The organism is Paenibacillus sp. Cedars (genome assembly GCF_003184205.1).
Taxonomy (GTDB): Bacteria; Bacillota; Bacilli; order Paenibacillales; family Paenibacillaceae; genus Paenibacillus_AQ; species Paenibacillus_AQ glucanolyticus.
This window is the reverse complement of record NZ_CP020866.1, coordinates 4,751,217-4,777,330: the sequence shown is the minus strand read 5'-3', so window position 1 is coordinate 4,777,330 and position 26,114 is coordinate 4,751,217. Positions and strand designations below refer to the sequence as shown.

The window sequence follows — 26,114 nt, the reverse complement described above, 5'->3', positions numbered from 1 at the left end:
TTTCGTTATGAATATTATTTTTTTAGCCCGAGTTATTGGCATTTTCCTAGAATCCGTCAACTATCTGAAATTCAGGGAGCAAACCAATGAAGAAAACAAAATGGGTGTTAGTAACATACTGTCTCCTATTTATATTGAGTGCTTGTAATATTGTCGATTCCGATTACCAACAGATGCAAGGAGTCGTAAAGGAAGTCGATACCCAAAATAACAGAACACTACTCATAGCCGAATTAACAGAGGGGGATTTAAATAAAGATACACAAGAAGTGATCAAATCTGGCGAATATAGGGAAGTCGCATGGGTAAGTAAGATTGATTCCTCAAAATTTACAGTTGGTGAAGAAATCATCATTTACTATGAAGCCAGGGGACTCTTATCCGGGCAAGATGGCAGCTAAAAAATACGAGAAGCTAACGAGCAAATAATATTGCCGACTTAAGCAGCTCATTATATAACACTCCCAACACCTCCGTAAGCACTCAACTGATCGCTCCCCCAGCGATCCTTCCAATCACGTCTTTTTGCCGTGGACTACCCTTTATTCAGCAGCCGATAGAGATTGAGTGCCAATTGAATCTGGAATAGCTCGTCCGCGTTTTTTAAGTTGGAATTCAGGAGTTCTTTGATTTTGTCGACGCGATAGATAAAGGTGTTGCGGTGGATGAACATCGCCTTGGCGGCTTCCGTCACATTCTGATTGTGCATGAAATAGTATTCCAGCGTAGAGATAATGTTGGTGTTGAACGTTTGATCATGGTGATGGATGACGCCAATCGTGTTGTGGAAGAACTCTTCCATTTCAGCAGGCTTGATATTGAAATCGAGAAAATGATAGACGGTATAATCTTCGAAATGGGAGATGATCCGAATGTCTTTGAATCGCTGCATCAATCGCATGGCTTTCTGGGCTTCGAAGAAGCTTCGATGCAGGGAAGAGAATGTTTTATGCTGGCTGCCGATGCCGATAAGAAACCGCGTTTTCTTCATTTCTCGGGTCAATAGCTCGACCAGCTCATGGGCGAAAGCTTTCGTTTCGTTAACGGTAACCGGCGGTTTACTCTCATTCTTCCCGACTAATATGATGATCTGTTGGCTTCGGTAGTAACACGTAAGCTCCCCGTTCGCTTTACTGGACAAGCCGTGGATCAGGTTCACGCACTTCTTCACCATATGCTCCAACTCGTATTTTCGGTACACGATATCCGGGCCAGAATGGTAGAGCCGTGCTCTAACGCCAAATTATCGACTTCGGTCAGCTTGCGAACGGTTTGGAAGATGACGATGTATCCGTACACATGGCTGGACACCGAGATCGGCATGATGCGGCATTTGAAGGTTTGATGCTTGTGATCGTAATCGCGCTGGATCGATTTCTTGATTTCGCTTACGTATGTCGGGATCGCCTCGGTAAACTCGGACGGCAAGATGGGCCTGTTCTTCTGGAGCGACAAGAACTCATGCAGCGGCGTCTTATTATCCGGATGATCTGTATAGCAGAGCAAATTCCAATCCCGATCAAGAATCAGGATCGGATTATGACGATGTCGGCTAGCTCCGCCGAAATTTGTTCGATACCGCCCCCTTCCAGCGGAATTTTGAACAGCGTATTATGCAGGTCGAGCGATCTGCGATTCAGCGCGTCATAATCGGCATTGGTCTTCTCATTAATGATCGCGATCACCTTGGACAGCGTGTATTCAAAAGGGAGCTCCAGCAGCGGAAGCCCATACTTGTTCGCCAGATCGATCATGTTTTGCGGAATACGGTCAAAATAACGTTTCATTGTGATGCACAGGCCCGCGCAGTTGTTCTCGGCCAATTCATGAATGACCCGATTCTGCAGCTCCTCGCTATCTTTAAAAATATATCCGGTGGATAAGAGCAGCTCATTCGAAGCCAGCCAATCGAATACATCCGGATTTTCAATAATATTCACAATGGATATTTGGTGATCAATTCCTGCCGAACCTGCAACGAGTTTAATGCCTTCGATCGCTTTGATCTGAAGGATGTCCCTGATGGTAAGCATTCTTAACACACACCTTTGTTTTTGTTCTCATTGTGCAATGTGCACAGTGAATATGCGATGTTTTTAGTTTCGCTGTACAATGACCGGAGTGTAGCCCTGGATTACAATAAGGGTGTCAGGAGCGGTTCGTAACTTCAACTGTGATATAATTCACAAAATATCCTTTTGGCAGTGGAAAGTCATTCACCTGTTATATGTTCGACGTTTATATATTGGCTAATTTTGAATTCAGTATAGCATCTAAGGTCATTTATCCACAACTAAGGCATGGCCGATCCAAGGTGAATGAAACATTCAAAGGGATAGCCAAAAGACAGCACTTGTCCATTTGTAAGCTAAGGAGGCGATATAACGGGAAGCTGCGGGAAGAAAACCAGTACTGAAGCCGTTTGTGTTGTAAGCGCAGCCATCTCTTGCGATGCGGGATTCCTTCAACAAATAAGTAGCTTGAAATTTCATGGAACGGTACACAGCATCTTTGATCGAACGGTGAACCTGAAGTGTCCGAACGGTGAATTATATACGATTGCCACTGACAGCGTGGACAATGCTCCGAATACACTGATCACGGACATCGACAGCTTTTCGAAAAAGGGGCTGGCGATTGGAGATCAGGTCTATGCGGAGGGAGAGCGGTTATACGTAGGGAAGAATGCAGCTGTTATGCTTCTGCAAGTCCATGTATGGCGGAGCAAGCTCCCATCCTATTCGGAAGAAGAAGAAATCTTAAGAAACCATGTAGCTGCAGCCCAGTTATGAATTGAAGCTCATGGCAAGGCCGGCGGGATGAAGGCAGAGACCGCAAATCCTTTGGATCAGGAAATGGATAGATTGCTGAGAGAGCGCTCTGCGGGGCTTCTTGAAGCGTTATCCAAAGGCGAAGTCAGTCTTGCATTCATTTCGTAATTGCATGTTCATTGTAGCAGTCTTGGTACCGTTTACATAATCCCATAATCCGCAAACATCGTCTAAAATACGCAACCTATTTTGGAGTGGACAAAGATCTGAGCAGGTTATACTTTTAAGAATTCTTTCAGATCCGTTAGGGCAAGATATGGTTTGGAACAACGTCTGGCAAGATGGAGCTGTTCCTATCACAATGTCGAAGGAGTGAGATGGATGGCTAATAAAAATGATCGTAATCAAAAGGTTGATTCTGACCGCGACACGACCAACATGGATATTGACGCTGGAGAAGCCTTAGGAACTGCAGGCGGTGGCGTCGTAGGTGCTGCCGTTGGTTCCATATTGGGTCCAATCGGCACGATTGCAGGTGGTATCGCAGGCGCAGCATTGGGTAACAAAGCTGGCGATGCTGCAGAGAATGACGACAACGATTCAAAATAAGCGGACCCGGGGATTCCCGTGCCTTCGATTATTTGTAGCTGCATGTTTAAAAGAACCGCGCTCCTGCGCGGTTCTTTTATAAGAGGGACCGTATGAAGAAAGATATGCGCTGCTATCATTGTTTTTAGTATTTTACTTAGCGGTTGTAGAATGCAACAGCGATACCTACTAATACGGAACAGAAAACCGGGACAGAGGTTCCTGAACGAGAAAATGATGTACCACAATTCACACCGCTTGATGAAAGTAACTATGAAGGCGCTCAAAAGGGGTCGATAATAGTACCGTCAAATCACTTGAAGATAAAATGCTACTTGAAGAACGTAAGTTTTGGTATTATATTGCCTTGAATGAAGAAGAAGGAAAATGGAAGACAGAATGGCATCTGATAGCATCTGTAGTTGTAGCTGTATAGGCCCGCCTATGGTACGATATGAGGGATTGGCAAGCGAGTAAGCTAGCAAATCACCATGCAATCATAGACAACTGGATTGGGGATAACATCTTGAAGACGTTTAAGAAAGTTTACATAGAGATTACGAGTATTTGCAACTTGGCTTGCACGTTTTGTCCGCCGACGGAGCGCAAGGCCAACTTCATCAAGGTAGAGGATTTTGCGAGAAGATTGGACGAGATCAAGCCGCACACCCGTTATATTTATCTGCACGTGAAGGGGGAGCCGCTGCTCCATCCGAAGATCGACGAACTGCTGGATATCAGCCATGAAAAAGGATTCAAGGTCAACATCACGACCAACGGCACGTTGATCGCGAAGAACCGGCATAAGCTGCTGGGCAAGCCAGCGCTGAGACAGATGAATTTCTCCCTCCACAGCTTTGATGGACACGAAGGTTCAACGAACCGCGAGGGATACTTACGGGAGATTCTATCCTTTGTCCGTGCCGCAGAGGAGTTTAAGGTCATCTTTTCATTCCGTTTATGGAACCTGACTCAGGACAACGCAACCAATCTGGAGGAGAGCCGAAATCGCCAGACGCTCGAAATATTGGAGCAGGAATTTAATCTGGACTACCGAATCGAGGAGAGGGTTGAACCCGGCGGGGGCGTGAGGGTGGCGGATCACGTCTATCTGAACCAGGATTACGAGTTCCAGTGGCCAAGCCTGACAGCGCCGGAGGATGAAGGAAAAGGCTTATGTCATGCGCTTCGCAGCCAGGCGGCCATTCTTGTGGACGGCACGGTTGTGCCATGCTGTCTGGATGGGGAAGGTGTCATCAACCTGGGGAATATTCATCAGAAATCCTTCTCGGACATCGTGGACGGGGAGCGGGCGAATAATCTCGTGGATGGCTTTTCGCGGCGGGAAGCCGTTGAGGAATTATGCAGAAAATGCGGGTATCGGCAGCGGTTTGGAGCTTAAACCAGAGAAGCGGAGAAAAATTCCGCTTCTTTTTTTGTACCAATCTGTGGTATCGTTATGTGTTATGACGTAAAGGAACGGCTTGTGGAGACTCTAAGAAGAGATGCCCCATGTTACGTGATGCGAAAAATATAGCTATTCACCATAAAGGAGATTCCATGACATTTCAAGATTTAAATATATCCCCTGTAATTCTTAAGGCTTTAGCGAAGGAGAATTACAAGGAGCCAACGCCGATCCAGGCTCAGGCGATCCCGGCTGTGCTGGCCGGCAGAGACTTGCTGGGCTGTGCCCAGACCGGAACAGGGAAAACAGCCGCTTTTTCGGTACCCATGATCCAGTTATTGAACGAACAACCCCCTAAACCGGGCATGGCGCGACGCATTCGTGCATTGGTATTGTCGCCGACCCGGGAGCTTGCCCTGCAAATTTCGGATAACGTCAAGGCCTACAGCCAGTTCACGAAATTGCGTTCTACCGCTATTGTTGGCGGCGTTTCGCAGAAGACACAGGAACGGGCGCTCCAGCAAGGTGCGGACATCCTGATTGCGACCCCGGGCCGACTGCTGGATCTCATGAATCAGAAGCGTATCGATCTGCAGCATGTGGAGATTCTGGTGCTGGATGAGGCTGACCGTATGCTGGATATGGGTTTTATCCATGACGTGAAACGTATTATCTCCAAAATGCCGAGCAAAAAGCAAACGCTCTTCTTCTCGGCCACGATGCCTGCGGAGATCACCCAGCTTGTAAAAACATTGCTGCAGAATCCCGTAAAAGTTGAGATCACACCGGTATCTTCTACGGCTGAACGAATCAAGCAATCGGTGTATCTGCTGGAAACCGGGAATAAACAGAAGCAATTGAATGAGCTGATGAAGGATCCATCCATCGTGTCCGCATTGGTCTTTACTCGTACGAAGCGCGGCGCTGACCGAGTTGTGCGCGATCTGACCAAGGTGAATATTACGGCACAAGCCATTCACGGCAACAAATCCCAGGTCAGCCGCCAGACGGCATTGAAGAATTTCAAGAGCGGGGAGACCCGGGTGCTGGTGGCGACGGATATCGCCGCCAGAGGCATCGACATTGACGAATTGTCGCATGTCATTAACTTTAATCTTCCTAATATCCCGGAAACGTACGTTCACCGGATTGGCCGCACAGGGCGTGCGGGCCTTAGCGGGACGGCGATTTCGTTCTGCGAAGTGGACGAGATTCCTTTTCTCCGCGATATTGAAAAACTCATCGGAAAGTCCATTCCCGAGGTTAAAGATCATGACTTTCCGATGTCGAGTTCATTAAGATCCGCCAAGGTGGACCGTTCCCCGAAATCGGGCTCGGCAAGACCGGGCAATGCCAAGTCGGCGGCGGCCAGACCTGCTAAGCCCAAGGGTGATGCAGCCCGCAAACCGAAGGCCGACACGGCACGCAAGCCGAAGCCGGACGCAGTGCGCCATTCGAGCACGGATACCGCGCGTAAACCCAAGGTGGACGCAGTTAGTAATCCGTATTCAGAGATGGCACGTAAGCTAAAGGCGGAAGTAACGAATAAGCCCAAGGATGGCCAAGCCCGTAAACGCAGGTCTGAAGGATTCAATAAAGGCAGCAAGGCAGGCAGAACCTCGTAAGAGGAGTTGACGATTAACGGATGAGTTTATGCAGGCGTTCCCGCTATTCCACAATCATCCTAAACAGAAGAACAAGAAGCACCCGTTCCCTTCATTGAAGTGGACGGGTGCTTTTTTATTCGAAATGGTATGTATTACGCATTCTTTCTTCCCACAAGAAACAGGAACAACGGAATTCTGAGCCTGCGCTCATAGGTTTCGTCGTTCGTAAAATTCTCTCGCACCGGCTTGGACTCCCGAAGCTGTTCGACGATAAAGCCGGCTTTCTGCATCGCTCGGAAGTAAGCCTCGACGGTACGATGGTATTTATGAACGGTGCCGCCGAGCCATTGTTGTTCGCGGTAGCCCTCGTTAAAGTAATGGTCCACCACCCAGTTGGTTCTTGTGCCCGATGGCTGAAGCGTGGAGGTGATGACGGGATGCTCGACGGAGAAGATCAACCGGCCGCTTGGCTTCAAGGTCTGATGAATGCAGCGGAAGACATGCTCAATATCCTGAAGGTAATGAATGGCAAGTCTGGACAGCACCAGATCGTAGGCATCTGGCGGGTACGTATAATCCTCTATCATCGTGTGTACTACGGTACCATTGCTGTAAGCTGCAAGTGAACTGGAGGCGGCTTCGACCATATTGCGGGAACCCTCGATGCCGACATAAGTGGAACAGCCCTTATCCAGCAGTTCGGCGCCATATCCGGCATCTCCGCACCCGAGGTCCAAAATATGCTGATCGGAGATATCCCCGAGCAGCTGCGAGATGACGGGCTTCTCTAACGTATCGTTGGCGTTCTCCTGCCATTGCCTCCGCAACATGTACTTCTCGAAGTTACTTTCGTTATCGTAAAACTCTGATCCGCGATAGCTCATAAGTACCTCCTTCAAAATATCTTCCTGGATCTACCATGGTGTATGGTAACATATCGGAGGGTGGTATAAACCATATTCCGGAAAAAAAGTTAAGAGCGAAGCGACTAACAAGTTAGAGTAAACACGCGCATTCCATGTTGACTTTAGACTAACACGCGTCATAGAATCTGATAAGAACACAATTACGAGTAAGCTTCATGATCGAAAAAATGACAGATAGCGAGAGTGAATGATGAAAATTCAAAAGATAAAGAATAGAAGCGTTTTGTTTACCAACCATATCCCCTCGGGATGGGATTTAAATGTCCAGCTTATTATGGGAGACCGGAATAATTACATCATTGATACGGGTCTGGGATCTTTGAACATCGAACCAGTTAAAGAATACATAAAGCACGACCACAAGCCCATCATTGTGATCAATACACATCATCATTGGGATCATATATGGGGGAATGGTTCGTTCCGGGACTGCACCATCGTATCTCACAAGCTATGCAGGGACATGATGGATTCCGGCTGGGAAGACATGATCCAGAAAAACAAGAGATTCATTGAGGGTGAAGCAGAATTGGTCCTTCCCAATCTGACATTCGATAACGAATTATATTTCCCTGAGGACCATATACGAATCATGTATACGCCAGGACATACTGTGGATTCCATAAGTGTACTGGATGAAGCGGACAGGGTGATCCATGTTGGCGATAATGTCGGAGACTCCATGGATGAAATCATTCCAAGCCTATACGTAGACAAGGAAATTTATATTCGGACACTGCTGAACTATAAAGAAATGGATTTTGACACTTGTATATCGGGTCATAATACCGTTTTGGATCAGCAGATCATAGAACAGATATTGAGCAAGCTTTAGGAAAACCGGGCAGCTCTGCAGTGCACTAGTAAATAACCGAGTGAGAAAAAGGGGGGAATCCCTCGTTATCACTCGGTTTTCTAGTATCCGTCAATGCGTTTGGATTTTGATTGTCGGTTGCCTCACCGCGTCCGGGTATGAAGATCACGCGGATAAAGCTGTTCGGAAGCAGGCGGATGAAGCTTGGCATCGAATGATTCCTCCTATCGGAAACTTGGGTTGGGCCGATTGTGAGATAAACCGAATTTATTGCCCGCCTTTTTTAACCGTAGAGAGTTCGCCTTATGTTGGATGATGGTGACCTCAATCTGACCGGTCATGCAGCCATGAGCCTTATCAAGGGTTCACAAGGATTAATGGGTTAAGGAGGTGCCAATTCCATGAAAAAATTATACGTCGTGCGGCATTGCCAAGCGGAGGGACAAGCTGCGGATGCTCCGTTAACTAGGGAGGGGGTCCGGCAATCGCATGCGCTTGCGGAATTTCTGTCCGACAAAGGGATAGACCATATGGTTTCGAGCACTTATCGCAGAGCCTATGACACCATATCGCCTTTGGCGGATCGCATGGGCATACAGATTAAACGGGACGAGAGGCTAATGGAGAGAGTTCTATCGGGCAAGAACGTTCCTGCATGGCGCGAGATGCTGCGCAGAACCTATGATGATATGGACCTGTGTTATGAGGGCGGAGAATCCAGCAACAGGGCGATGAATCGTGCGGTTCGTGTAGTGGAGGAGATATTGCAGAGTCCCAGCCAAAATGCCGTCATCGTGTCACATGGCAATCTGATCTCGCTCCTGTTGAAGTATTACGATAACCGAATCGGTTTCCGAGAGTGGGAGGCTCTGTCCAACCCTGACGTGTACCAGCTTAGCTTCCAACAATCAGATGTTCCGGATATACACCGAATATGGAGCCCTTAACGGCAGGCACGAAGCCATGTATGTAAAAAAGAATTCATAAGCATTTATTCCCTATATTTGGCGGCACGCCTTCCTCTATAATGGAATTGCACAGGTATAGCAGCGCGTGAATCCTAAAGATCAGACTTCATATAACAAAGGTGAAGCGCATTGTGGACGAGCTGTATATGTGTATGGGTTCGCAAGATCATTAGAGAGATTATGAAATAAAGGGGATATGAATCATGGCCAAAACCAAACGGGGCCGCGCACTATGGAACATGCCATCACGCGGTCGCGGCACATGCCCGGTATGCAGCACTTCGCGCATTAAGCTGCTCTACGTTGCCAACAAGTCTGACGGCACGGCGCTTAAGGTATGCAAGAGATGTCAAAATGCCGATCAGAGCAGAGTAGACGCGGCGGTTGTGTAAGCTGGGACGCAGCGATTAGCCGCAGTGTGCAAATCAGGCCGAGCGCCGAGTAACAACCAGAGTCATTAGAGACCCGTTCCTTCGATAGAAGGGCGGGTTTCTTAGTTTTGCTATTGAAGCCTATTTATCATGGATAGGTTTACATTTTATTCCTCATGGTTTAACATCTAATTTAACGATTGATAAATTAGATGGTTGTTAAATTATTTAGGGAGCTGAGGATTGGCTATGCAATTGGACAAAGTGGTCAGTTATCATAAAGCGCTGGCGGACCCGACCCGAATCAAGATGCTCATCCTGCTTGCCGAAGGGGAGTTGAACGGACAGCTTCTGGCTGAGAAGATTGGCGTCACACCGGCGACGATCACCCATCATGCTGCCAAGCTGCGGGAAGCGAGTCTCATTAATGAGCGCAGGGACAAGAACACGATCTTTTTTTCGCTGAATGATTATTTTATTAGAAATACCGCGACGGCGACGGAAAACCTGATCTATCAAAGAGTACGTTCAACTGGCGGCTCGGAGCGCGTGTTGGATGAGGATCAACGGATGAAGGATTCCGTTATGAAGAGCTTTTTCACTTCCGATGGGAAATTGAAGAGTATTCCTGCCCAGCTGAAGAAGAAACTCATCGTGCTCACGCATATGGTATCTCAGCTTGAAAAGGAACGAAAGTACAGCGAGAAGGAGATCAATGAGTTCATTAAGGGCTATCATGAGGATTTTGCGACCCTTCGCCGAGAGTTCATCATGCACCATTTCATGTTCAGGAATGACGGGGTGTATGTGCTGAATCCGCAAGAAATGTGGGCAAGGTGGAAGGATTTATCGTGACCACGGTTGGCATATTGGGAGTGACCCATGACGAGGGGCTGAGGCAGAAGTACAACTTGACCCTGGATGTCATTAAGGAGCTCATTCTTGAGTTCGAACCGGATGTTATTTGTGGAGAGGTCCTTCCGAGCAGTTGGAAGCAGTACCAGCAGGACAGATCCCATCGTGGATACTGGGGTGAGCCAGCCAGCGAGTATTGGGATTTGATCTTTCCGTTATGCGAAGAGAAGAAATATGAGTTCGTGCCGATGGATTGGGTAGAGCTTGCTTGATGTGTGGAACGATTTTGACCCTTTTCACAGTTACGGCGAGCTGCAAAAGCAGCAGTTAAATGCCGAGCTGGATGAGTGGTTTGAGCGGCAGCTGTCGACTTGGGCATCGGGTCCGATTCCTCTAAATTCAGCAGCGTACGATCGGGTTACGAAGGAGAAGTATGAATGGCTGGAGCGAATCAATCCGCAGGCCCATCTACTCAGGTGGGTATGCCGGCATCTGATCATGAATCAGCGAATCAAGAATGCTATTGGGCAGCATGCGGGAAAACGGCTATTATGTATTGTAGGCGCAGACCATAATCATGCGCTGTATGAAGGGCTGGCCCCGGTAAAGGATATCCAGCTGGTATATCCGCTGAGGTAAGGCGCGGCCAGTGCAAGTCCCTTAGGGGGTCTTGCAGGCTCCAAAGGCGCGCTCGCGGCTCGCGCAAGTCCCATAAAGGGACTTGCAGCTCCGAAAAGAGGCGCTCGAGCCGGCAAAAACAACAAGAGTCAAGGAGCTGTTTATCGCTTGGGGACAACTTCATAGAGAAAGGAATCGAGCTAGGCTGCGCAAGTGACGACTCGGCGTCAGGGGATATTGGGATCGCTGTCTGTGACCATTGGGCCGGGCCAAATGTGCCATATGATGCGGATCTATGGAAACTTTACCAAAAATGGTACAAGTCTATTATAGGTTCTAACAAATTTGTTACATCCTACTTGCGCTATGACGATATTATAGAATAATATGAAAGAGCGCGGCTTTCATAGTGGAAAACTCGCGCTTTTTTTGCTATCTAACTTGCCTGAGTACCTCCTTATCGGAAGCCCCCCTATAAGAGAGTGTGATGACGAGTAAGGCCGGCATGCCTTAAGTTCGACAGGCTTGAGATGCGCATTTTTATATTTTCCATGTATAATAGAAGAAATCATTCAAATAGGAGCTAGGAAATGAAAAAGCTAGGAAGAAACGATCTATGTCACTGCGGAAGCGGCAAAAAGTACAAAAGATGTTGTCTTGAAAGAGATGAACGCACGGTTTACGGTAAAGTCATCCAGTTCCCTGGTGCGAAAGCAGCAGAGCCTAAGCTACAGGTCGATCAATTGCAACAGATGATTAACGACAAGCTGGGGTGGATGGATTGGAACGACGATGAGCATCGCGAGCTTGCAGAGTCCGTGTTTCCTCAGATTTGCAAGGATTACGAATTGCAGGATGAGCAGCAGCTGTTTCAAGTGTTCAGTCTCTTGATGGTCTGGAACAGCTTCTCCAGAGAAGCCAATCCGAAGTACCGCAAACAGGGCGGATATGCAAGTGCGTTAGAATATATAGTAACCTCATCGCTGAACATTTCAACGACGAAGGCTGATATTGCGAAGAAGCACGAGGTTTCCGTCGCCACGTTGACGCGCAACAGCGGTCAGATTCAAGACTTTATGGATGGAGTAGCGGCATCCGGTGACGACGCGAACGTCGACGATGAAGAATCCGATGGGGAAGACAAGGACTTGTCCTTGGGACGCTAGAATTCGCTTAAAATGAAATCGAATTGAATGCGGATTCCTCGCATTCCGGTATATAGCTGTGGTCGCTCCAATGGGAGCGGCCACTTTGCGTTGAATAAGCCAAGCTGATCACATGAAGGCACTGGATATTACAATCTGATCACCTATGGTGGATTCGAGTGATCAGCACAACCTTTACCCCCTTCGTGCCCCTGTCAGCATCCAGCCCAGGGCAAGGCCATACGCCAGATGCCCGGTCAGCCAGAACGCCAGGGCGGCGAGGTCGGACAACGCCGGTGTGCGAACGGACAACGCCGTGGTGGGGAACAGAAGAAGTCCAACGGCAAGACAGACCAGGATAACAAAAGACATGCTGCGTTTACGAGACCATGCTTTTTGCTGCAGGAAGAGGGTTAGAGCCATGCTCAGCAGGACGGAGATTAGAAGGTGCAGCATAAACTCGGTGAGTTCGGATAGCTGCAGTTCCTTCAGGACAGGCACGTAATCAACGTTCAGGAGCAGCGTGTAGACTTTGTATGAGGTGAAATGCTCTACCATATTCAAGATCAGTCCAAGGATGATACCGGCGGCAATGCCTGCCCAGACCGATTGGGTAAACCTGTACTTACGCCACATGAGCGACATTCCCCCTTTAGTTGCCATTGTATAACACTCGTCTATTGGAGTGAAACGAATCTTCACTGTAGATAAGAGCGAAGCCGACTACGCGGGGAAGGGCAATGAACATAATCAGATAACCTAATATACTAGCCTGGTCGCCAACACCACTATCTCACGAGTAACCCTGGTTCGTGCCGCTGTCCTCGACATATTATCGGACTCTAGATCCGCTATTTACCTCAATTATGCCCGTTTTTTGAATTTTGCGGACTCAGGATCCCTTATTACATCATAAAACAACCAAATTGCTGACTCATATCACAAATAGCGTATCTCATGTCCGTTAGTCTCAAAAGTAACATTTTTCTAGCAAAATAACGTATCCTCTATCCGTTAGCGCAAGAGTAGCATGCCCATGCCCACCACCGCCATCAAACCACCATAACCATAACCATAACCATAACTATGAATAACCATCACCACCACGACTACCACCATTTCAGCGCAGCAGAATTTCTTCAGATGATGCACGGCGTTACGAAGGTGCAGCCATCCCGAATGGGCGTGAGCTCTGCTGCGCCAACACCACTATTACGCGAGTAACCTTGGCTCTTGGCGATGTCCTCGACATATTATCGGACTCTAGATCCGCTATTTACCCCATTTAGTCCCTTTTTTGAATCTAACGGACTCAGGATCCCTTATTACCTCATAAAACAGCTAATTTACCGACTCATATCACAAATAGCGTATCTCATGTCCGTTAGTCTCAAAAATAACGATTTTTCAGCTGAATAACGTATCCTCTGTCCGTTAGCGCAAGAGTAGCATGCCCATGCCCACCACCGCCATCAAACCACCATCAAACAACCACCATAACCATAACCATAACCATGAATAACCACCATCACACTACCACTATTTCAGCGCAGCAGAATTTCTTCAGATGATGCACGGCGTTACGAAGGTGCAGCCATCCCGAATGGGCGTGAGCTCTGCTGCGCCAATACCACTATTTCACAGTAACCTTGGCTCTTGGCGATGTCTTCGACATATTAAAGGACATCAGATCCGCTATTTGCCTCATTTAGTCCCTTTTTTGAATCTAACGGACTCAGGATTCCTTATTTCCTCATAAAACAGCTAATTTACCGACTCATATCACAAATAACGCATCTCATGTCCGTTAATCTCAAAAGTAACACTTTTCTAGGAAAATAACGTATCCTCTGTCCGTTAGCCCCAAGAGCAGCATGCCCACAACAATCACAACCATCATAACCATCATAACCATCATAACCATCACAAACCCCCGGTATTATCGTAGATCCAGGTGAGTTGATTGTGCCCATAACCACACCCATAACCATCACAAACCCCCGGAGTATTACCGTAGACCCAAGTGAGTTGATTGTGCCCACACCCACACCCACACCCATAACCATCACGACTACCACCATTTCAGCACAGCGGAATTTCTTGAGACTGCGTTACGAAGGTGCAGCCATCCGGAATGGGTTTAACAGCTTTCGATTGGTTCGTCATCAATAGGCTCCTCTTCAAATCATGTATTTGAATTGCTCGGATGTACTCATTATGGGGATATGCCTTTGAAGCGTCTGTGTTTCAGTGTATCGAGATCAGTTTTTATGCGAACATGGCTATTCTGGTACGATGCGGTGTCCTAACATTGACTCCGTTTCTTCCCTTGGCCCTGGTGCAGATTATCTATCCAAAATCCTTCGCTAAATCGCTCAACAACGAGCTCACCTGATATTGCACAGGTTCGTGCATAAGAATTTCGTTAACCAACGGTTAACGTTTGACACCATCCAAAAACCTATGTACAGTAATAGACAAAAGAATAGGAAGTCCACTAGGGGAGCCGTTGGCGGCTGAGACAAGAGTGTATCTTGGACCCTTTGAACCTGATCTAGTTCGTACTAGCGTAGGAAAGTGGAGCCTTCGTATATAAGGCCTCGGTACGTTTTTCTATCGTACCCGGGCTTGTTGACGAAGCCGCTCCAGTTTTCGGGGGCGGCTTTTTAGCGTTGCCTTGAAGGCTGTGTGCGTAACCGGACTTCCTGCTTTTCAATTCATGAGAGGTGGGGATAAGTATGAGTTTCACGCAAGAGCTTCGCAGGCAGTCGGATGGCATTTTTCAAGCGATTTTTGATCATCCCTTTGTGAGAGGGATTGCTGCAGGAACATTATCGAGGGAACAACTGATTCACTATGTGAAGCAGGATTTTGAGTATTTAAACGCCTACATGCGGATTTATGGCATCGCCATATCCAAATCTACCAGCAGGAATGAGATTGCGACTTTTAATGAACAGATTTCTTTTATTCTGAATAGCGAGATTCATCCGCATCAGAACTTTTGCGCTGCCGCAGGGGTGACCTACGAGGAGCTTCAGGGGTATCCGCTTGCGCCATCCGCGCATCATTATATCCGTCACATGTTGACGGTGGCGCATGAGGGCAGTCTTGGCGAGATTATGGCAGTGCTGCTGCCATGTCCCTGGACGTATCTGGAGATTGGCCGCAAGCTGCTGGATGAAGTGAAGCCGGATGAATCTCACCCGTTCTATGACTGGATTTATTTTTACGGCAACCGCGGGGAAGAGGCGACGGCGAAGTTTTGTAACGGTGTCGACCTGTGGGCGGAAAGCGCCACAGCGGCGGAGCGGGAGCGGATGACGGAGCATTTTATGCTGAGCTGCCAGTTGGAGTACATGTTCTGGGACATGGCTTACAAGCAGGAGGAGTGGCCGGTGCAGATGCAGGCTGCGGTGCTGTAAAGAGTAGTGTCTGTAACGATCTAGCATAGATAAGAGAGGCTGATTTCATATGAATATATGGGAAAAAGAGGTTTCGGCGCTTTTGAGCAAGGTACAGCAGACGAGCCCCCTCGTTCACAATATGACAAACGTGGTGGTTACGAATTTTACGGCTAACGGCTTGTACGCGCTGGGCGCGTCGCCGGTAATGGTATATGCGCCGGAGGAAGTGGCGGATATGGCTGCCATCGCGGGTGCCGTGGTGCTAAACATCGGCACGCTGAACCGCGAGCTGGTAGACGCGATGATTACCGCCGGGCAATCGGCGAATGCCCATGGCGTACCGGTTCTATTGGACCCGGTCGGTGCGGGCGCGACCCGCTTTCGGACGGAGTCGGCGCAGCGGATCCTGCGCGAAGTGAAGGTTTCGCTGGTGCGCGGGAATGCGGCTGAAGTGGCTCACCTTGTTGGAGAGGCCCGCGAGATCAAGGGTGTTGACGCAGGAAGCAGCGGGGACCTCGGCAATGCCGAGCTTGCGGTTCGGGCTGCGCGGGAGCTGGACACCATGGTGGTGATCACGGGTAAAGAAGACGTGATCACCGACGGGACTAATGTTCGCATCATTACCGGCGGCCATGCCCTGCTCACAAAGGTCACCGGAGCAGGTTGCCTGCTGACCTCGGTGCTGGGTGCTTTTGCCGCAGTTGAATCCAACCTGCTGCTTGCAGGCACAGCGGGCCTCGCCTTCTATGGCGCAGCCGCCTCCCGGGCAGCGGAGCGTACGGCTGATCTTGGGCCGGGGAGCTTCCAGAATGCTTTCCTGGATGAGCTGTCCAAGCTTCATCCAGGTTCGCTGCAGGGTTACGCGGCCATCCGTGAAGCTGCTGCTGCAGGTGGTGCCCGATGACAGAGGTTCGCGTACCCCGGGCGTTGACCATTGCCGGATCGGACAGTGGAGGCGGTGCCGGAATCCAGGCGGACCTGAAAACCTTCCAGGAGCTCGGCGTGTACGGCATGTCGGCTATAACCGCCATTACCGTACAGAATACTTTGGGGGTTCACGGCGTCTATCCGCTGCCCCCGGAAGCTGCGGCGGAGCAGATCGAAGCGGTAGGCTCGGACCTTGGGGTAGACGCATTGAAGACCGGGATGCTGTTTAACGCTGAGATCATCCGTCTTGTTGCTGATCAGATCCATAAATTTGGCTGGGAGAAGGTTGTTGTTGATCCGGTGATGATTGCCAAGGGAGGCGCCGAGCTGCTGAAGAACGAAGCGGTGCTTGCAATGAAAGAGCACCTCCTGCCACTGGCGTTGGTGGTTACCCCTAACATCCCGGAGGCGGAAGTATTGGCAGGGATGCGCATTCGGACGATGGAGGACCGGCGAGAGGCTGCAAGGCGTATTTATGCGCTCGGTCCGAAGATCGTTGTTATTAAGGGCGGCCATGATGAGGGAGGACCTGACCGAGAAGATAGGGATCACGAAGAAGCACGGATATATGGCATCAGCGCAGGGGCGGATCAGGAAGAGAATTTAGAAAAACATTTGGAAGAACATTCGGAAGAACATTCGGACAAATACATGAAAGAGATTTTGGCAGAACACACAGAAGAGCAGATGGAAAAACACATGGACAAACACCAGGAGGATCACATAAACGATCACATGGAAGATATTTTGAAAGAGTCCACGGAAAAGCACATGGAAGTGCATCTGGATGTTGTGAATCATCCCGATGATCAAACAAGAACAGCCATGCACCCGGAGAAGTATGGTCACATGAACTCCCCCATTTTCAAAGCTGTAGGAAATGATAGAGATCCTCAAGTCATCGATCTTATATATGATGGTGCTGCCTTCACGGAACTCAGCGGGAAGCGGGTGAATACCGTTCATACACACGGGACCGGCTGCACCTTCTCAGCAGCAATCGCTGCAGGCTTGGCTCAGGGCATGAGCGCATTCGATGCCATTCGAAGCGGGCGCTCATTCATTCAGGCGGCCATTGAAGACGGCTTGAACTTGGGGCAAGGACATGGGCCGACAAATCATTGGGCGTATCAACGTCGTCTGGGGGTGCTCCGATGACGGGGAGGATCGCACCCGAGATGATGAGACAGCATCTGCGAATGTACCTCGTACTCGGCAGTGTGAACTGCATCGCTGAACCGGAATGGGTTGTGCAGGAAGCCATAGTCGGCGGTGCGACCATGGTCCAGTTCCGGGAAAAAGGGCGAGCTGCGCTTACCGGCGAGCCAAGGATTCAGCTGGCACGCCGAATCCGGAATCTGTGCCGCCAGGCCGGTGTTCCGTTCATCGTCAATGACGATGTGGGGCTGGCTCTCAAGCTGAACGCCGACGGCGTGCACATCGGCCAGGACGACGAATCCGCGGCTTCCGTCCGTGAGCGGATCGGTAAGCGGATTCTTGGCGTCTCCGCGCATACAATAGAAGAAGCTCGCCGGGCGATCCTCCACGGCGCCGATTATATCGGTGTCGGTCCGATCTATCCGACCGTCTCGAAGGAGGATGCCAAACCGGTGCAGGGCCCAGGACTTCTGCGGGCCATGCGCGCAGCCGGAATCGATATGCCGATCGTTGGGATCGGCGGGATAACGGCAGAGAAGGCGGAAGAAGTGGTTGGAGCGGGAGCCGATGGTGTTGCCGTGATATCCGCCGTGACTGCTGCAGGGTCTGTTCGGGATGCAGCTGCCAGCATCAGAGCCAAGGCTGACGTTATCTAGAATTGAATCGGAGACGAGGCATTCTATTATTAAAGCGTAGTGTGGGTCGGCACAATCCACCGAAAGATGCAGATGTCATATTTTGACTAATGACAATGATATCCAAAATATGATAAAGTTTGTTTATTCCGTCTCCGACGGAATATCGTCCGTTCGGAGTGGACAATAAACGAAAAAACATCTGTAGGTGATCGTGACATGAAGAAGAAAAAACTCGGCTTACTGCCGAAAATCCTGATTGCCATTATCCTAGGTATTGTGATCGGCTCATTATCGCCGGAATGGCTGGTTGCATCCCTGGCTACGTTTAGCGGGTTGTTCGGGAACTTCCTTGGTTTTGCTATTCCATTAATTATTATCGGATTCATTGCTCCCGGAATCGGAGAGCTCGGAAAAGGAGCAGGTCGTCTGTTAGGTGTCACTACCGGGCTTGCGTATATCTCCACGGTTCTAGCCGGTCTGTTAGCGTTTGTAGCAGCGACATTATTGTATCCGCATGTGCTGGAGGTTGGCGGCCTGATCAATTCCTATACCAATCCGGAAGAGGCGCTGCTGGAACCTTTTTTCAAGGTGGAGATGCCTCCCGTATTCGGGGTAATGACCGCTCTCCTGCTTGCCTTTACGCTGGGGCTCGGAGCGGCTGTAATCAAGGGGCAAGCCTTGCAGAAGGTCATGGTTGATTTCCGGGAGATTGTTGAGAAGCTGATCGCCTCGATCATCATTCCGCTGCTGCCGTATCATATTCTGTGCGTGTTTGCCAATTTGACCTATGGCGGGCAAGTGACTATGATCCTGTCGGTATTCGCAAAAGTATTCATTATGATCATTGCGCTGCACGTGCTTTTCCTGGTCATACAATATTTCGTTGCAGGTCAAGTCGCGCGCAAGAATCCGTTTACCCTGCTGAAGAACATGGTGCCGGCCTATTTTACGGCTATAGGTACTCAATCCTCGGCTGCGGCCATTCCGGTTACACTGCGTCAAACCAAGCTGAACGGGGTCCGTGGGAAGGTGGCTGATTTTGTTATCCCATTGTGTGCAACCATTCACCTCTCCGGCAGTACGATTACGCTGGTAAGCTGCTCCATGGCGGTTATGCTGCTCACGGGTATGCCAGCTTCCATCGGGACGATGTTCCCGTTCATCCTGATGCTCGGGATTACGATGGTCGCCGCTCCCGGCGTTCCTGGAGGTGCTGTTATGGCAGCTTTGGGTTTGCTCGAGTCGATGCTGGGTTTCGATACAACGCTGACCTCGCTCATGATTGCCCTTTATATTGCGCAAGACAGCTTCGGCACAGCCTGTAACGTAACAGGAGATGGAGCGATTGCCGTGATCACGGACGGCGTGAGCAGGTCGGAGCCTGCGTAGCATGCTGTACGTTAAGAGCCAGTTCAACACCTATTCGTGTGTTGGGCTGGTTTTTTTGTGGCATCGATGGCTTATGGCGGACGTTGGATTTTTTTTCGGTAAAATTAGAGGGGATGAGGATGTTGGAGGGGAAAATTTTATGGATAATCTCGCTGACAGTTAACTTGTAAAATTACGAAAGAAGAAAGCAATGCATCCCATCTAGCATCAAATAATTTCACTAAATCATAGAGCGGTTGCAAGCAGTGTTTTTATGAAGAGGAGAACAACCTATTATGAAAAAGAAAATATCTTTGTCTCTATCTGTTATTTTGTTAATAGAGCAATATTGGCATCTTCCCCTTGGATCACGGAGTCTTTCGCAAAGACAAGAGCCATGACAGACTTTGAGAAGAAATGGGAAAGTACCTCGGACGGTTGTGGATTTAATTGCTCGGGCTGCGGGTTTTTAAGTTCCAAGAAGGTGATGTTTGGCCGGAACGTGGAGTTGGCATTTGCTTGCGGTCTATCTCCAACAACGAACGGAGAAATGGAGAAAACGAACGGCAAGTTTTTCGTTTCGTTTTTGGGGACTGTGCATTGACTTAAGGATTATCGCGCTATAACTTCCAAGCAGAATCTAATAGACTTAATAATAGGAAGAAATGACTATATCACGAGAGGAGTGGAACCTTGAAATAATACTAGAGGGCATCCGAAAAAATAAGTTAGATAGGTTAGTATCTGATGAACTTAAAATTAACTCGTCAGAAGTTAAGTCTTCCCATTTCTTTGACAACATCAGTGGAGCAGATTTTGAATTCCATCAAATCAAAAGTCTCATGGATGTGCTTTCACCGATTGGAACGGGAAATGTGTTTCTGAACCAAATGGAAATAGGATGTAGCTTAAAAGATGTGATGATAATATTTTCCTTTGATGAAGAATTTGGAGATATTACATTTAATTTTCCGGAGAATGAGCTATTTGATGGAAAAAGTTCGGATGTAAGGCTAAAAGCCAAAAAAATATTAGAATCTCTTGTGGTTCTGAGAGATAAATTCGATATTCCAAAAATCAGAATCGGTTTTGAGCCTGCATCTGACGATGATACTTGCCTAGTGGAGATTGGTCGGGAAGCAGTTGATCTAGAAAGTGCCGTAGAACTTATTTTTAGATAGTACCCAACTTCTTAAGGAGCGCAACTTCGAGCACATAGCTGTCAGAGCCGGAAGAAAAAAGAGATTCTCATGAAGTGAGGAATCTCTTTTTTCATGTATGTTATCTAATTCCGATATAACTCCTTAAGGATGTTCAATCCTTTTAATTGGTTTTCTTCATCTTGCTGTAATAGCAGCGAGTTAATTTCTAATATGATCTCATTATCTTTTTTACCTAATGATATAAAGTCAAAGAAGTCGAGATTAAGCGCTGTTGTAATTTTTTCGAGGGTTTGCACGGTGAAATTGCCTTCTCCTCTTTCCAGCCTGCCTATATAGCTAAATGAGGACCCGATTTTCTCGGCAAGCTCCTCTTGAGTTAAGTTTTGGTTTTTTCGTATTTCTCGTATCGCAATGCCCAATGTTATTGCAACCGATTTATCCATAATATGTATCGACTCCTCTTATACAAGAAGTGTAGACGAAAGGCAGTTATTATTGGAGTCACTAAAAGATTTATTTTATACTGAAAATTGTCCTTAAAAGATATGGTGCTTGAGAGGATTTTTTGATAGGTTGTAAATATGTATAATTTTGGTGGGTCATTCGCTATTATTATATAGATTAACTAAATTATGGATGTTTCGGAGAGGGAATATTCTTATTGGAGGTTGTTTGAATTGATACATACAACCACGATACGGTCAGAACTGGAGACTTACCTCAAGAAGACGGGATTAACGATAAATCAATTTGGAGAGCTATCCAAAATTAACTCAGGAACATTAAGTACTATCATTAAGGGGGTTCGACCCATTGCCATGCAGCAGTTGGATCGTATTGTTGCAGCTATGGGATTGCCTGAGGGCAGCTTTTATGAGTTATATCTGGAGGAATGTTTCAGTTATCCACTCAATTGGAGAAGGCTGAAGCCATTTTTATATCGTTGTGCCGAACTGGATAAGCTGGAGTTAATTCAGAAGGTTGTACGATACATGACAGATAACCTATCTTATGTGCCGTTACTCTTTGATACAGCTGAAGTTTTATTAAACCAAGAAAAGCGTTCAGCAGCAGCAATCATATACGAATCTGTAGCCGAAAGCGAGAAGTATCAACATTCAGAGCGATTAGCACTATGTCACTACCGATTATTTACAATATCCATAGGGCATGACCAGGAAAAAAATCTTCGGGCAGCCACCAAATTTGAGGGATTCGTCGAGCGGTTAGATGAAATAGATCAATTGGATGCGTTGAAAGACTTAGCTAATACATATCTATCACTTCGTCAATGGGGCAAAGTAGATGAGATGTCAAAAGAAATGGGCAGAAAGGCAACTATTCAATATCATCATAAATATAATCAAAACAGTAGATTTAAATATAATTTACTTAAAAAACCTAAGCGACCGTTGTTTTTGTATATCATATACTCGCACTTACTACGTTCAGCAGTTTGTGACGAAATGGGTAATTACGAGCTAGCATTAAAGTATGTTTCACTATATTCGGATTTGAGTTGGGTCAAAGAGGATACAGCAGAAGCACTTCGTATCAAAGAAGAATTTAAAATACTGGCTCTAGTAAATACATGTTTATATCAGCTTATGATGGGACAAGTTGAAGTACTGCCGCAATATGTAGCTTATGTTGAATCGAGAGAAGCTGAGATCCTTCCGGCACTAATCAAAATTATTCAAGCTGCTAATAAGTATAATTTCAACATTGATTTTGTTCTGGAAAAATTCGAAAGTCAAATTTCTTCATACGCACTGAAGCAAGCCGATATTGGAACATATACTTATCAAGTGGTGGCCGATCAATATACTCGTTTTTTAAGCGAGTTATCTCTTTATTACTTGCGTAGTCAACGATATGATAGCGGTATAAACAGCTTGTTAGATTGTTTGGCTTCAGCTAGTGAAATACATAGTATTGCTATTCCAAAGAACTCAATAGTTGAGAAGGTTATTTATATGTTGAATAATCACAAATTCACTAGCAAAGGATGAGAAGGAAATCCTTGAAGCATGCGTTATTTAGTAAGTAATTATAAGTGGTTTCTGACATAACAAATTAAGGGATATGATATGATTTTATTAGTGGTAGTAGCGAGTTTAGTGCGAATGTAAAGCGAACATAAAATACCAGGCAGATTCGCACCATGTTATATCCTTATAATACATTAATATGAAAAATATATATTTTTTATTTATGTCTATATGGATTAATATCTGTTTTTTTCTCTATAATTTCGTTATTTATAGTTTGATTTGACCGAAAAACGGAGTCGCACCCTATAAGGGTGCGTGGATTGAAATTCGAAGGCCCAAACGCGAGGTGCCTCCGACTCCTTGTCGCACCCTGCATGGGTGCGTGAATTGAAGTTGAAACTAAATTTAATGGCAGAGGTGAACCTGTGAGAATGACGATTCTCGCACAAGTTGTTTTACTTGGCTGGGATCCTGTTGTCTCCCACGTATATCATCATGAGCCGTGGTGATCAGGCGATAGGTCGATTTCCATCCAAACGGGTTGCTCTGCCTCAGGCAGGGTTGCTCTTCGCGACATATGGGATGCATCCACTTGTCCATCCCCCCGGAGGGGGATTTCAAGAAAGGGTTAACCCGCTATAATGAGCCATAGGCCGTGCACAGCCGCGAAATAAATTATTTGAAATTGAATATACATTGCCGAAATATGGGAGATCATGTATTGTTCATGAATATTTCATCTGCTATGATTTTGTATTAGGTATAAAGAATCAGAGAATTGGGGTTGAAGATCGATGAACCGTAAAATGATAGTAACCACAGCCGCTTCTTTGTTAGTCGGTGTGGTTGCAGGCACAGGCATTATGATGAATGATCAGGCTTACCAGTCGGTGAAGCAGGCAGTAGGCGGAAGCGCAACAAATAACTCGATTGGTCAGATCGATATCACCAGTATGGATATTGAGACCGCATTGATGGCTGTACAGCAGCAGCGGACTCAATTGCTGGATACACAGCTTAACAACCAGATTCAAGACGTGCAGAAGCGCAACGAGGAAATCGCCAAGAAGAACGATACGATGGCGGAGATTAACGGTGCCTTGGCCGGTGAATCGGTAAATGGCCAGTATTTGATTCCGGATGATCTCGCCGCCAAGCTTGCAGCGGAAGGAATCGCGGACGCATCCAAGAAGGAATACACGGCAGAAGAGCTTATACAAGCAACCGAGAAGCTTAAGGGGTCCATCGACAATCTTTCGAATTCCCAGCAGATGGACATGCTCCAATTGCAGTCGATGACAAACAAGCGCAACGAAGCCTTTGACGTGATGTCGAATTTCATTAAAAAAATGGAAGATTCGCGCAGCAGCATCATCGGAAATATGCGATAATAGAGTCGTTACATAATGAATAGAGAGGAATCTGCCGTCGGGCGGATTCTTTTCGTCTATGGAGAGAATGTAAATGACGATGCTGGCAATTGATTTTTTGCGTAATCATACGCTGTTTCGCGGTGTGCCGCTGCATGAGCTGGAAGGTGCCGTCCAATCGATGCATGAAGAGCATTTTCACGACGGCGACGATTTGATCGTTGAGGGGAGCTACGGCAATTCCTGTTATTTCATCATGAGCGGACAGGTTCAGATCGTGTCCCGGAATTTGATCGGCCATACAGTGACGCTGGATGTCTTGGGCGAGGGGGCATTGATCGGGGAGGTTTCTCTGTTCCTTGAAGAAAAAAGGACCTCGGGTGCCCAGGCCATTGGTGAAGTGACGGCGCTAAAGCTGGAGCAGAACGCGTTCAGCCGTCTGGCCGCGGCTAGTCCGATGTTCCATGAAAGCTTGTCCTTCTCCGCCCGGATTCGCACGATGCATGCGATGCTGAGCAAAGCGACGATCTGGGCCGCGATCCCGAACGCGGAGCTGCGCGGGCTTGCGGAAGTTACGGTCAGAAGGAAAGTCTACAAGGGCGACGTCATTGTAGCGGAAGGCGCCCTGGCGGACCGTTTCTACATGATCGCCGAAGGCCGCTTCGAAGTGCGCAGCGGTCGGCGGAAGAAGGCGATTTATAAGCCCGGGGATTATTTTGGCGAGATGGATCTGCTGAGCGGCGATGCGCATACGGGAACGGTGACGGCCCTGGAGAACGGCGAGCTGATGGTGATGGGCCGGGATGAATTTCATTTTGTTCTGCAGCAGTATGAGCCGGTCCGGCGGCAGTTCCATGAAGTGCTGCGGATTCGCAGGCCCGATCTGCTGTCGGATGAGGTGCTGGCTAAATTGCACCACACGGCAGCGGATACCGTCGCTCCGAATGCTCCGAAGGAAGCAGCGGCTGCGGTGGAGGCCGTGAACCTGGCTCCGCCGAAAAAGGAACGCTGGATGGATGTGCTGCTGGCGCTTGGCGGTATCTTCGTTGTATTGACTGTGCTTGCCATCTGGCTGAAGCAGCCTCTGTGGATATATGCTGCAATGATCTCCGGCGGATTGGTGGGACCGGTGTCCTTTGTGGCTTATATGAGAAGCTCCCAATTGCTCGGCTTCAAGCCGATCAGGCTGGCCTCGGTATTCGTGGCCTCGGGTATCATTGCCGTGCCGATTGCCTGGATGCTGGAACGCTTATGGTCGGTTGGCAGTGGACTGGAGACCACGACGTCGGAGCATATTCAAGCAGCTCTTATGATCGGCGTCATTGAGGAAATTGCGAAGCTGCTGGTGTGTTTCCTGTTTCTCCGCGGCCGCAGGCAGCGGTTTCTGATGGATGCTGTGGTATTCGGGGCAGCAGCAGGCATGGGTTTTGCTGCGATAGAGAGCATTCTGTACGGATACATGTACTTGCAGCAGCATGCAACTTCGGGGATGCTGGCTGTTCTGTGGGTCAGAGCCCTGCTGTCCCCATTCGGACATGGAACCTGGACAGCCATTGCCGCTGCCGGTTTGTGGTACGGGCTGAGGGGGGCATCGAAGCGATCTGCCCGCGCGAATCGTGCGTTGAAGCCAATCCTGATGATGATACCCTTGCTGCTGCTCAGCATCCTGCTGCACGCGGCATGGGATTATCCTTATGCCGCCGGATTATGGAAGATGGCCGGCATGGTACTGGTCGGAGGTGTCGGGATCTGGCTGCTCATCATGCTCATTCGCCAAGGCACGAAGGAGGAGCGCGAGATGCACCGTGCCGTCAACCCTGCCCAGCAGGTGGAGGACCGAATCCGGCATGCGGTCGGCCCGAACGCTGCCAGGGCGAACCTCAAGGCATCCGGCTCCGCGCAGCCGTTGACCTGCGCGGCTTGCGGCACCGTGTCACCTGCGGGGACGCGTTACTGCGGCCGCTGCGGCCAGGCTTTGCAGCTCTAATACATAAAGGGATAGGCAAAAGGCTTGAGAG

Annotated in this window: 28 protein-coding genes, 2 pseudogenes and 1 riboswitch; of the genes and pseudogenes, 23 read left to right on the top strand and 7 right to left on the bottom strand. The window is 48.2% G+C overall.

Annotation, left to right across the window (positions count from 1 at the left end; all coding sequences use genetic code 11):
* The first annotated feature begins 86 nt into the window (after window positions 1–86).
* Window positions 87–401, top strand: coding sequence for a hypothetical protein (locus B9D94_RS23650; protein WP_148248109.1), 315 nt, complete (start codon window positions 87–89; stop codon window positions 399–401).
* Window positions 402–535: 134 nt separating this feature from the next.
* Here B9D94_RS23650 and B9D94_RS31635 read toward each other — a convergent pair whose 3' ends face one another.
* From B9D94_RS31635 to B9D94_RS31625, 3 genes are read right to left on the bottom strand one after another with little or no spacing between them, the layout of a single operon-like run.
* Window positions 536–1,174 carry a PucR family transcriptional regulator gene (locus B9D94_RS31635; RefSeq protein ID WP_253806026.1) on the bottom strand — a complete coding sequence of 213 codons (639 nt, stop codon included), beginning with the start codon at window positions 1,172–1,174 and terminating at the stop codon, window positions 536–538.
* Window positions 1,168–1,506, bottom strand: a complete 339-nt coding sequence (locus tag B9D94_RS31630; RefSeq protein WP_253806025.1) for a hypothetical protein — start codon at window positions 1,504–1,506, stop codon at window positions 1,168–1,170. Before B9D94_RS31630 ends, B9D94_RS31635 begins: the two co-directional genes overlap by 7 nt.
* Window positions 1,507–1,526: 20 nt before the next feature.
* Window positions 1,527–2,033, bottom strand: coding sequence for a PucR family transcriptional regulator ligand-binding domain-containing protein (locus tag B9D94_RS31625; RefSeq protein WP_253806024.1), 507 nt, complete (start codon window positions 2,031–2,033; stop codon window positions 1,527–1,529).
* Between the two features lie 447 nt (window positions 2,034–2,480).
* Here B9D94_RS31625 and B9D94_RS23640 point away from each other — a divergent pair, with 447 nt between their 5' ends.
* The 4 genes from B9D94_RS23640 to B9D94_RS23625 all read left to right on the top strand — a co-directional run bounded on the left by B9D94_RS23640 (window position 2,481) and on the right by B9D94_RS23625 (window position 6,392).
* On the top strand, window positions 2,481–2,792 hold the full coding sequence (locus B9D94_RS23640; RefSeq protein ID WP_148248108.1) for a hypothetical protein: 312 nt from the start codon (window positions 2,481–2,483) through the stop codon (window positions 2,790–2,792).
* Window positions 2,793–3,152: 360 nt separating this feature from the next.
* Window positions 3,153–3,380, top strand: coding sequence for a glycine zipper domain-containing protein (locus tag B9D94_RS23635; protein ID WP_006208412.1), 228 nt, complete (start codon window positions 3,153–3,155; stop codon window positions 3,378–3,380).
* Window positions 3,381–3,885: 505 nt separating this feature from the next.
* Complete coding sequence (locus B9D94_RS23630; RefSeq protein WP_148248107.1) at window positions 3,886–4,761, top strand: radical SAM/SPASM domain-containing protein; 876 nt, start codon at window positions 3,886–3,888, stop codon at window positions 4,759–4,761.
* A 158-nt stretch (window positions 4,762–4,919) separates the two neighbouring features.
* Complete coding sequence (locus B9D94_RS23625; RefSeq protein WP_040680304.1) at window positions 4,920–6,392, top strand: DEAD/DEAH box helicase; 1,473 nt, start codon at window positions 4,920–4,922, stop codon at window positions 6,390–6,392.
* A gap of 134 nt (window positions 6,393–6,526) precedes the next feature.
* Here B9D94_RS23625 and B9D94_RS23620 read toward each other — a convergent pair whose 3' ends face one another.
* Entirely contained in the window at window positions 6,527–7,258 is a 732-nt protein-coding gene (locus B9D94_RS23620) for a class I SAM-dependent methyltransferase (protein WP_148248106.1), read from the bottom strand.
* A 265-nt stretch (window positions 7,259–7,523) separates the two neighbouring features.
* Between B9D94_RS23620 and B9D94_RS23615 the strand changes: the two genes are divergently transcribed.
* The gene (locus tag B9D94_RS23615; protein WP_253806023.1) at window positions 7,524–8,135 is read left to right on the top strand and encodes an MBL fold metallo-hydrolase; all 612 of its coding nucleotides are present in this window, start codon (window positions 7,524–7,526) and stop codon (window positions 8,133–8,135) included.
* A 25-nt stretch (window positions 8,136–8,160) separates the two neighbouring features.
* On the opposite strand, the gene B9D94_RS31130 is transcribed toward B9D94_RS23615, so the two are convergent.
* Window positions 8,161–8,325, bottom strand: a complete 165-nt coding sequence (locus B9D94_RS31130) for a hypothetical protein (RefSeq protein ID WP_006208417.1) — start codon at window positions 8,323–8,325, stop codon at window positions 8,161–8,163.
* A gap of 190 nt (window positions 8,326–8,515) precedes the next feature.
* On the opposite strand from B9D94_RS31130, the gene B9D94_RS23610 reads away from it, so the two are divergent.
* From B9D94_RS23610 to B9D94_RS23590, 6 genes are all read left to right on the top strand, one after another.
* On the top strand, window positions 8,516–9,061 hold the full coding sequence (locus B9D94_RS23610; RefSeq protein WP_148248105.1) for a histidine phosphatase family protein: 546 nt from the start codon (window positions 8,516–8,518) through the stop codon (window positions 9,059–9,061).
* Window positions 9,062–9,285: 224 nt separating this feature from the next.
* Complete coding sequence (locus B9D94_RS23605) at window positions 9,286–9,474, top strand: hypothetical protein (RefSeq protein WP_009593181.1); 189 nt, start codon at window positions 9,286–9,288, stop codon at window positions 9,472–9,474.
* A 228-nt stretch (window positions 9,475–9,702) separates the two neighbouring features.
* A complete protein-coding gene (locus B9D94_RS23600) occupies window positions 9,703–10,308 on the top strand; it encodes a DUF2087 domain-containing protein (protein ID WP_006208420.1) in 606 nt (201 codons plus the stop codon).
* On the top strand, window positions 10,305–10,580 hold the full coding sequence (locus B9D94_RS31620) for a hypothetical protein (protein ID WP_253806022.1): 276 nt from the start codon (window positions 10,305–10,307) through the stop codon (window positions 10,578–10,580). The genes B9D94_RS23600 and B9D94_RS31620 overlap by 4 nt, the downstream gene beginning before the upstream one ends.
* On the top strand, window positions 10,573–10,947 hold the full coding sequence (locus B9D94_RS31615; protein WP_006208422.1) for a hypothetical protein: 375 nt from the start codon (window positions 10,573–10,575) through the stop codon (window positions 10,945–10,947). The genes B9D94_RS31620 and B9D94_RS31615 overlap by 8 nt, the downstream gene beginning before the upstream one ends.
* Before the next feature lie 569 nt (window positions 10,948–11,516).
* Entirely contained in the window at window positions 11,517–12,092 is a 576-nt protein-coding gene (locus B9D94_RS23590; RefSeq protein ID WP_006208423.1) for a YecA family protein, read from the top strand.
* A 174-nt stretch (window positions 12,093–12,266) separates the two neighbouring features.
* On the opposite strand, the gene B9D94_RS23585 is transcribed toward B9D94_RS23590, so the two are convergent.
* Entirely contained in the window at window positions 12,267–12,707 is a 441-nt protein-coding gene (locus B9D94_RS23585) for a hypothetical protein (protein WP_006208424.1), read from the bottom strand.
* Between the two features lie 1,853 nt (window positions 12,708–14,560).
* Window positions 14,561–14,664, top strand: a riboswitch (TPP riboswitch).
* A gap of 145 nt (window positions 14,665–14,809) precedes the next feature.
* On the opposite strand from B9D94_RS23585, the gene tenA reads away from it, so the two are divergent.
* The 8 genes and pseudogenes from tenA to B9D94_RS23550 all read left to right on the top strand — a co-directional run bounded on the left by tenA (window position 14,810) and on the right by B9D94_RS23550 (window position 20,750).
* Complete coding sequence (gene tenA, locus B9D94_RS23580) at window positions 14,810–15,496, top strand: thiaminase II (RefSeq protein ID WP_148248104.1); 687 nt, start codon at window positions 14,810–14,812, stop codon at window positions 15,494–15,496.
* A gap of 49 nt (window positions 15,497–15,545) precedes the next feature.
* The gene (thiM, locus tag B9D94_RS23575) at window positions 15,546–16,382 is read left to right on the top strand and encodes a hydroxyethylthiazole kinase (protein WP_148248103.1); all 837 of its coding nucleotides are present in this window, start codon (window positions 15,546–15,548) and stop codon (window positions 16,380–16,382) included.
* A pseudogene (gene thiD, locus B9D94_RS31610) lies at window positions 16,379–16,927 on the top strand (bifunctional hydroxymethylpyrimidine kinase/phosphomethylpyrimidine kinase); the annotation flags it as partial. The gene thiM and the pseudogene thiD, both read left to right, overlap by 4 nt.
* A 372-nt stretch (window positions 16,928–17,299) precedes the next feature.
* Window positions 17,300–17,563, top strand: a pseudogene (locus B9D94_RS31605) (bifunctional hydroxymethylpyrimidine kinase/phosphomethylpyrimidine kinase); the annotation flags it as partial.
* The gene (gene thiE / locus B9D94_RS23565) at window positions 17,560–18,219 is read left to right on the top strand and encodes a thiamine phosphate synthase (protein ID WP_036642871.1); all 660 of its coding nucleotides are present in this window, start codon (window positions 17,560–17,562) and stop codon (window positions 18,217–18,219) included. The pseudogene B9D94_RS31605 and the gene thiE, both read left to right, overlap by 4 nt.
* Window positions 18,220–18,417: 198 nt before the next feature.
* On the top strand, window positions 18,418–19,590 hold the full coding sequence (locus B9D94_RS23560; RefSeq protein ID WP_148248101.1) for a dicarboxylate/amino acid:cation symporter: 1,173 nt from the start codon (window positions 18,418–18,420) through the stop codon (window positions 19,588–19,590).
* A 253-nt stretch (window positions 19,591–19,843) separates the two neighbouring features.
* Window positions 19,844–20,173, top strand: coding sequence for a hypothetical protein (locus tag B9D94_RS23555; protein ID WP_148248100.1), 330 nt, complete (start codon window positions 19,844–19,846; stop codon window positions 20,171–20,173).
* A 61-nt stretch (window positions 20,174–20,234) separates the two neighbouring features.
* Window positions 20,235–20,750 (top strand): hypothetical protein, encoded by a 516-nt coding sequence (locus tag B9D94_RS23550; protein ID WP_148248099.1) that lies wholly within the window; start codon window positions 20,235–20,237, stop codon window positions 20,748–20,750.
* Between the two features lie 104 nt (window positions 20,751–20,854).
* On the opposite strand, the gene B9D94_RS23545 is transcribed toward B9D94_RS23550, so the two are convergent.
* Entirely contained in the window at window positions 20,855–21,175 is a 321-nt protein-coding gene (locus B9D94_RS23545) for a helix-turn-helix domain-containing protein (RefSeq protein ID WP_148248098.1), read from the bottom strand.
* Between the two features lie 375 nt (window positions 21,176–21,550).
* On the opposite strand from B9D94_RS23545, the gene B9D94_RS23540 reads away from it, so the two are divergent.
* From B9D94_RS23540 to B9D94_RS23530, 3 genes are all read left to right on the top strand, one after another.
* Window positions 21,551–22,744 (top strand): transcriptional regulator, encoded by a 1,194-nt coding sequence (locus B9D94_RS23540; RefSeq protein ID WP_253806021.1) that lies wholly within the window; start codon window positions 21,551–21,553, stop codon window positions 22,742–22,744.
* Window positions 22,745–23,520: 776 nt separating this feature from the next.
* Window positions 23,521–24,117: a hypothetical protein gene (locus B9D94_RS23535; protein WP_006208436.1), complete on the top strand. Its 597-nt coding sequence runs from the start codon at window positions 23,521–23,523 to the stop codon at window positions 24,115–24,117.
* A gap of 73 nt (window positions 24,118–24,190) precedes the next feature.
* Window positions 24,191–26,083, top strand: a complete 1,893-nt coding sequence (locus B9D94_RS23530; protein WP_148248096.1) for a cyclic nucleotide-binding domain-containing protein — start codon at window positions 24,191–24,193, stop codon at window positions 26,081–26,083.
* Window positions 26,084–26,114: the final 31 nt, after the last annotated feature.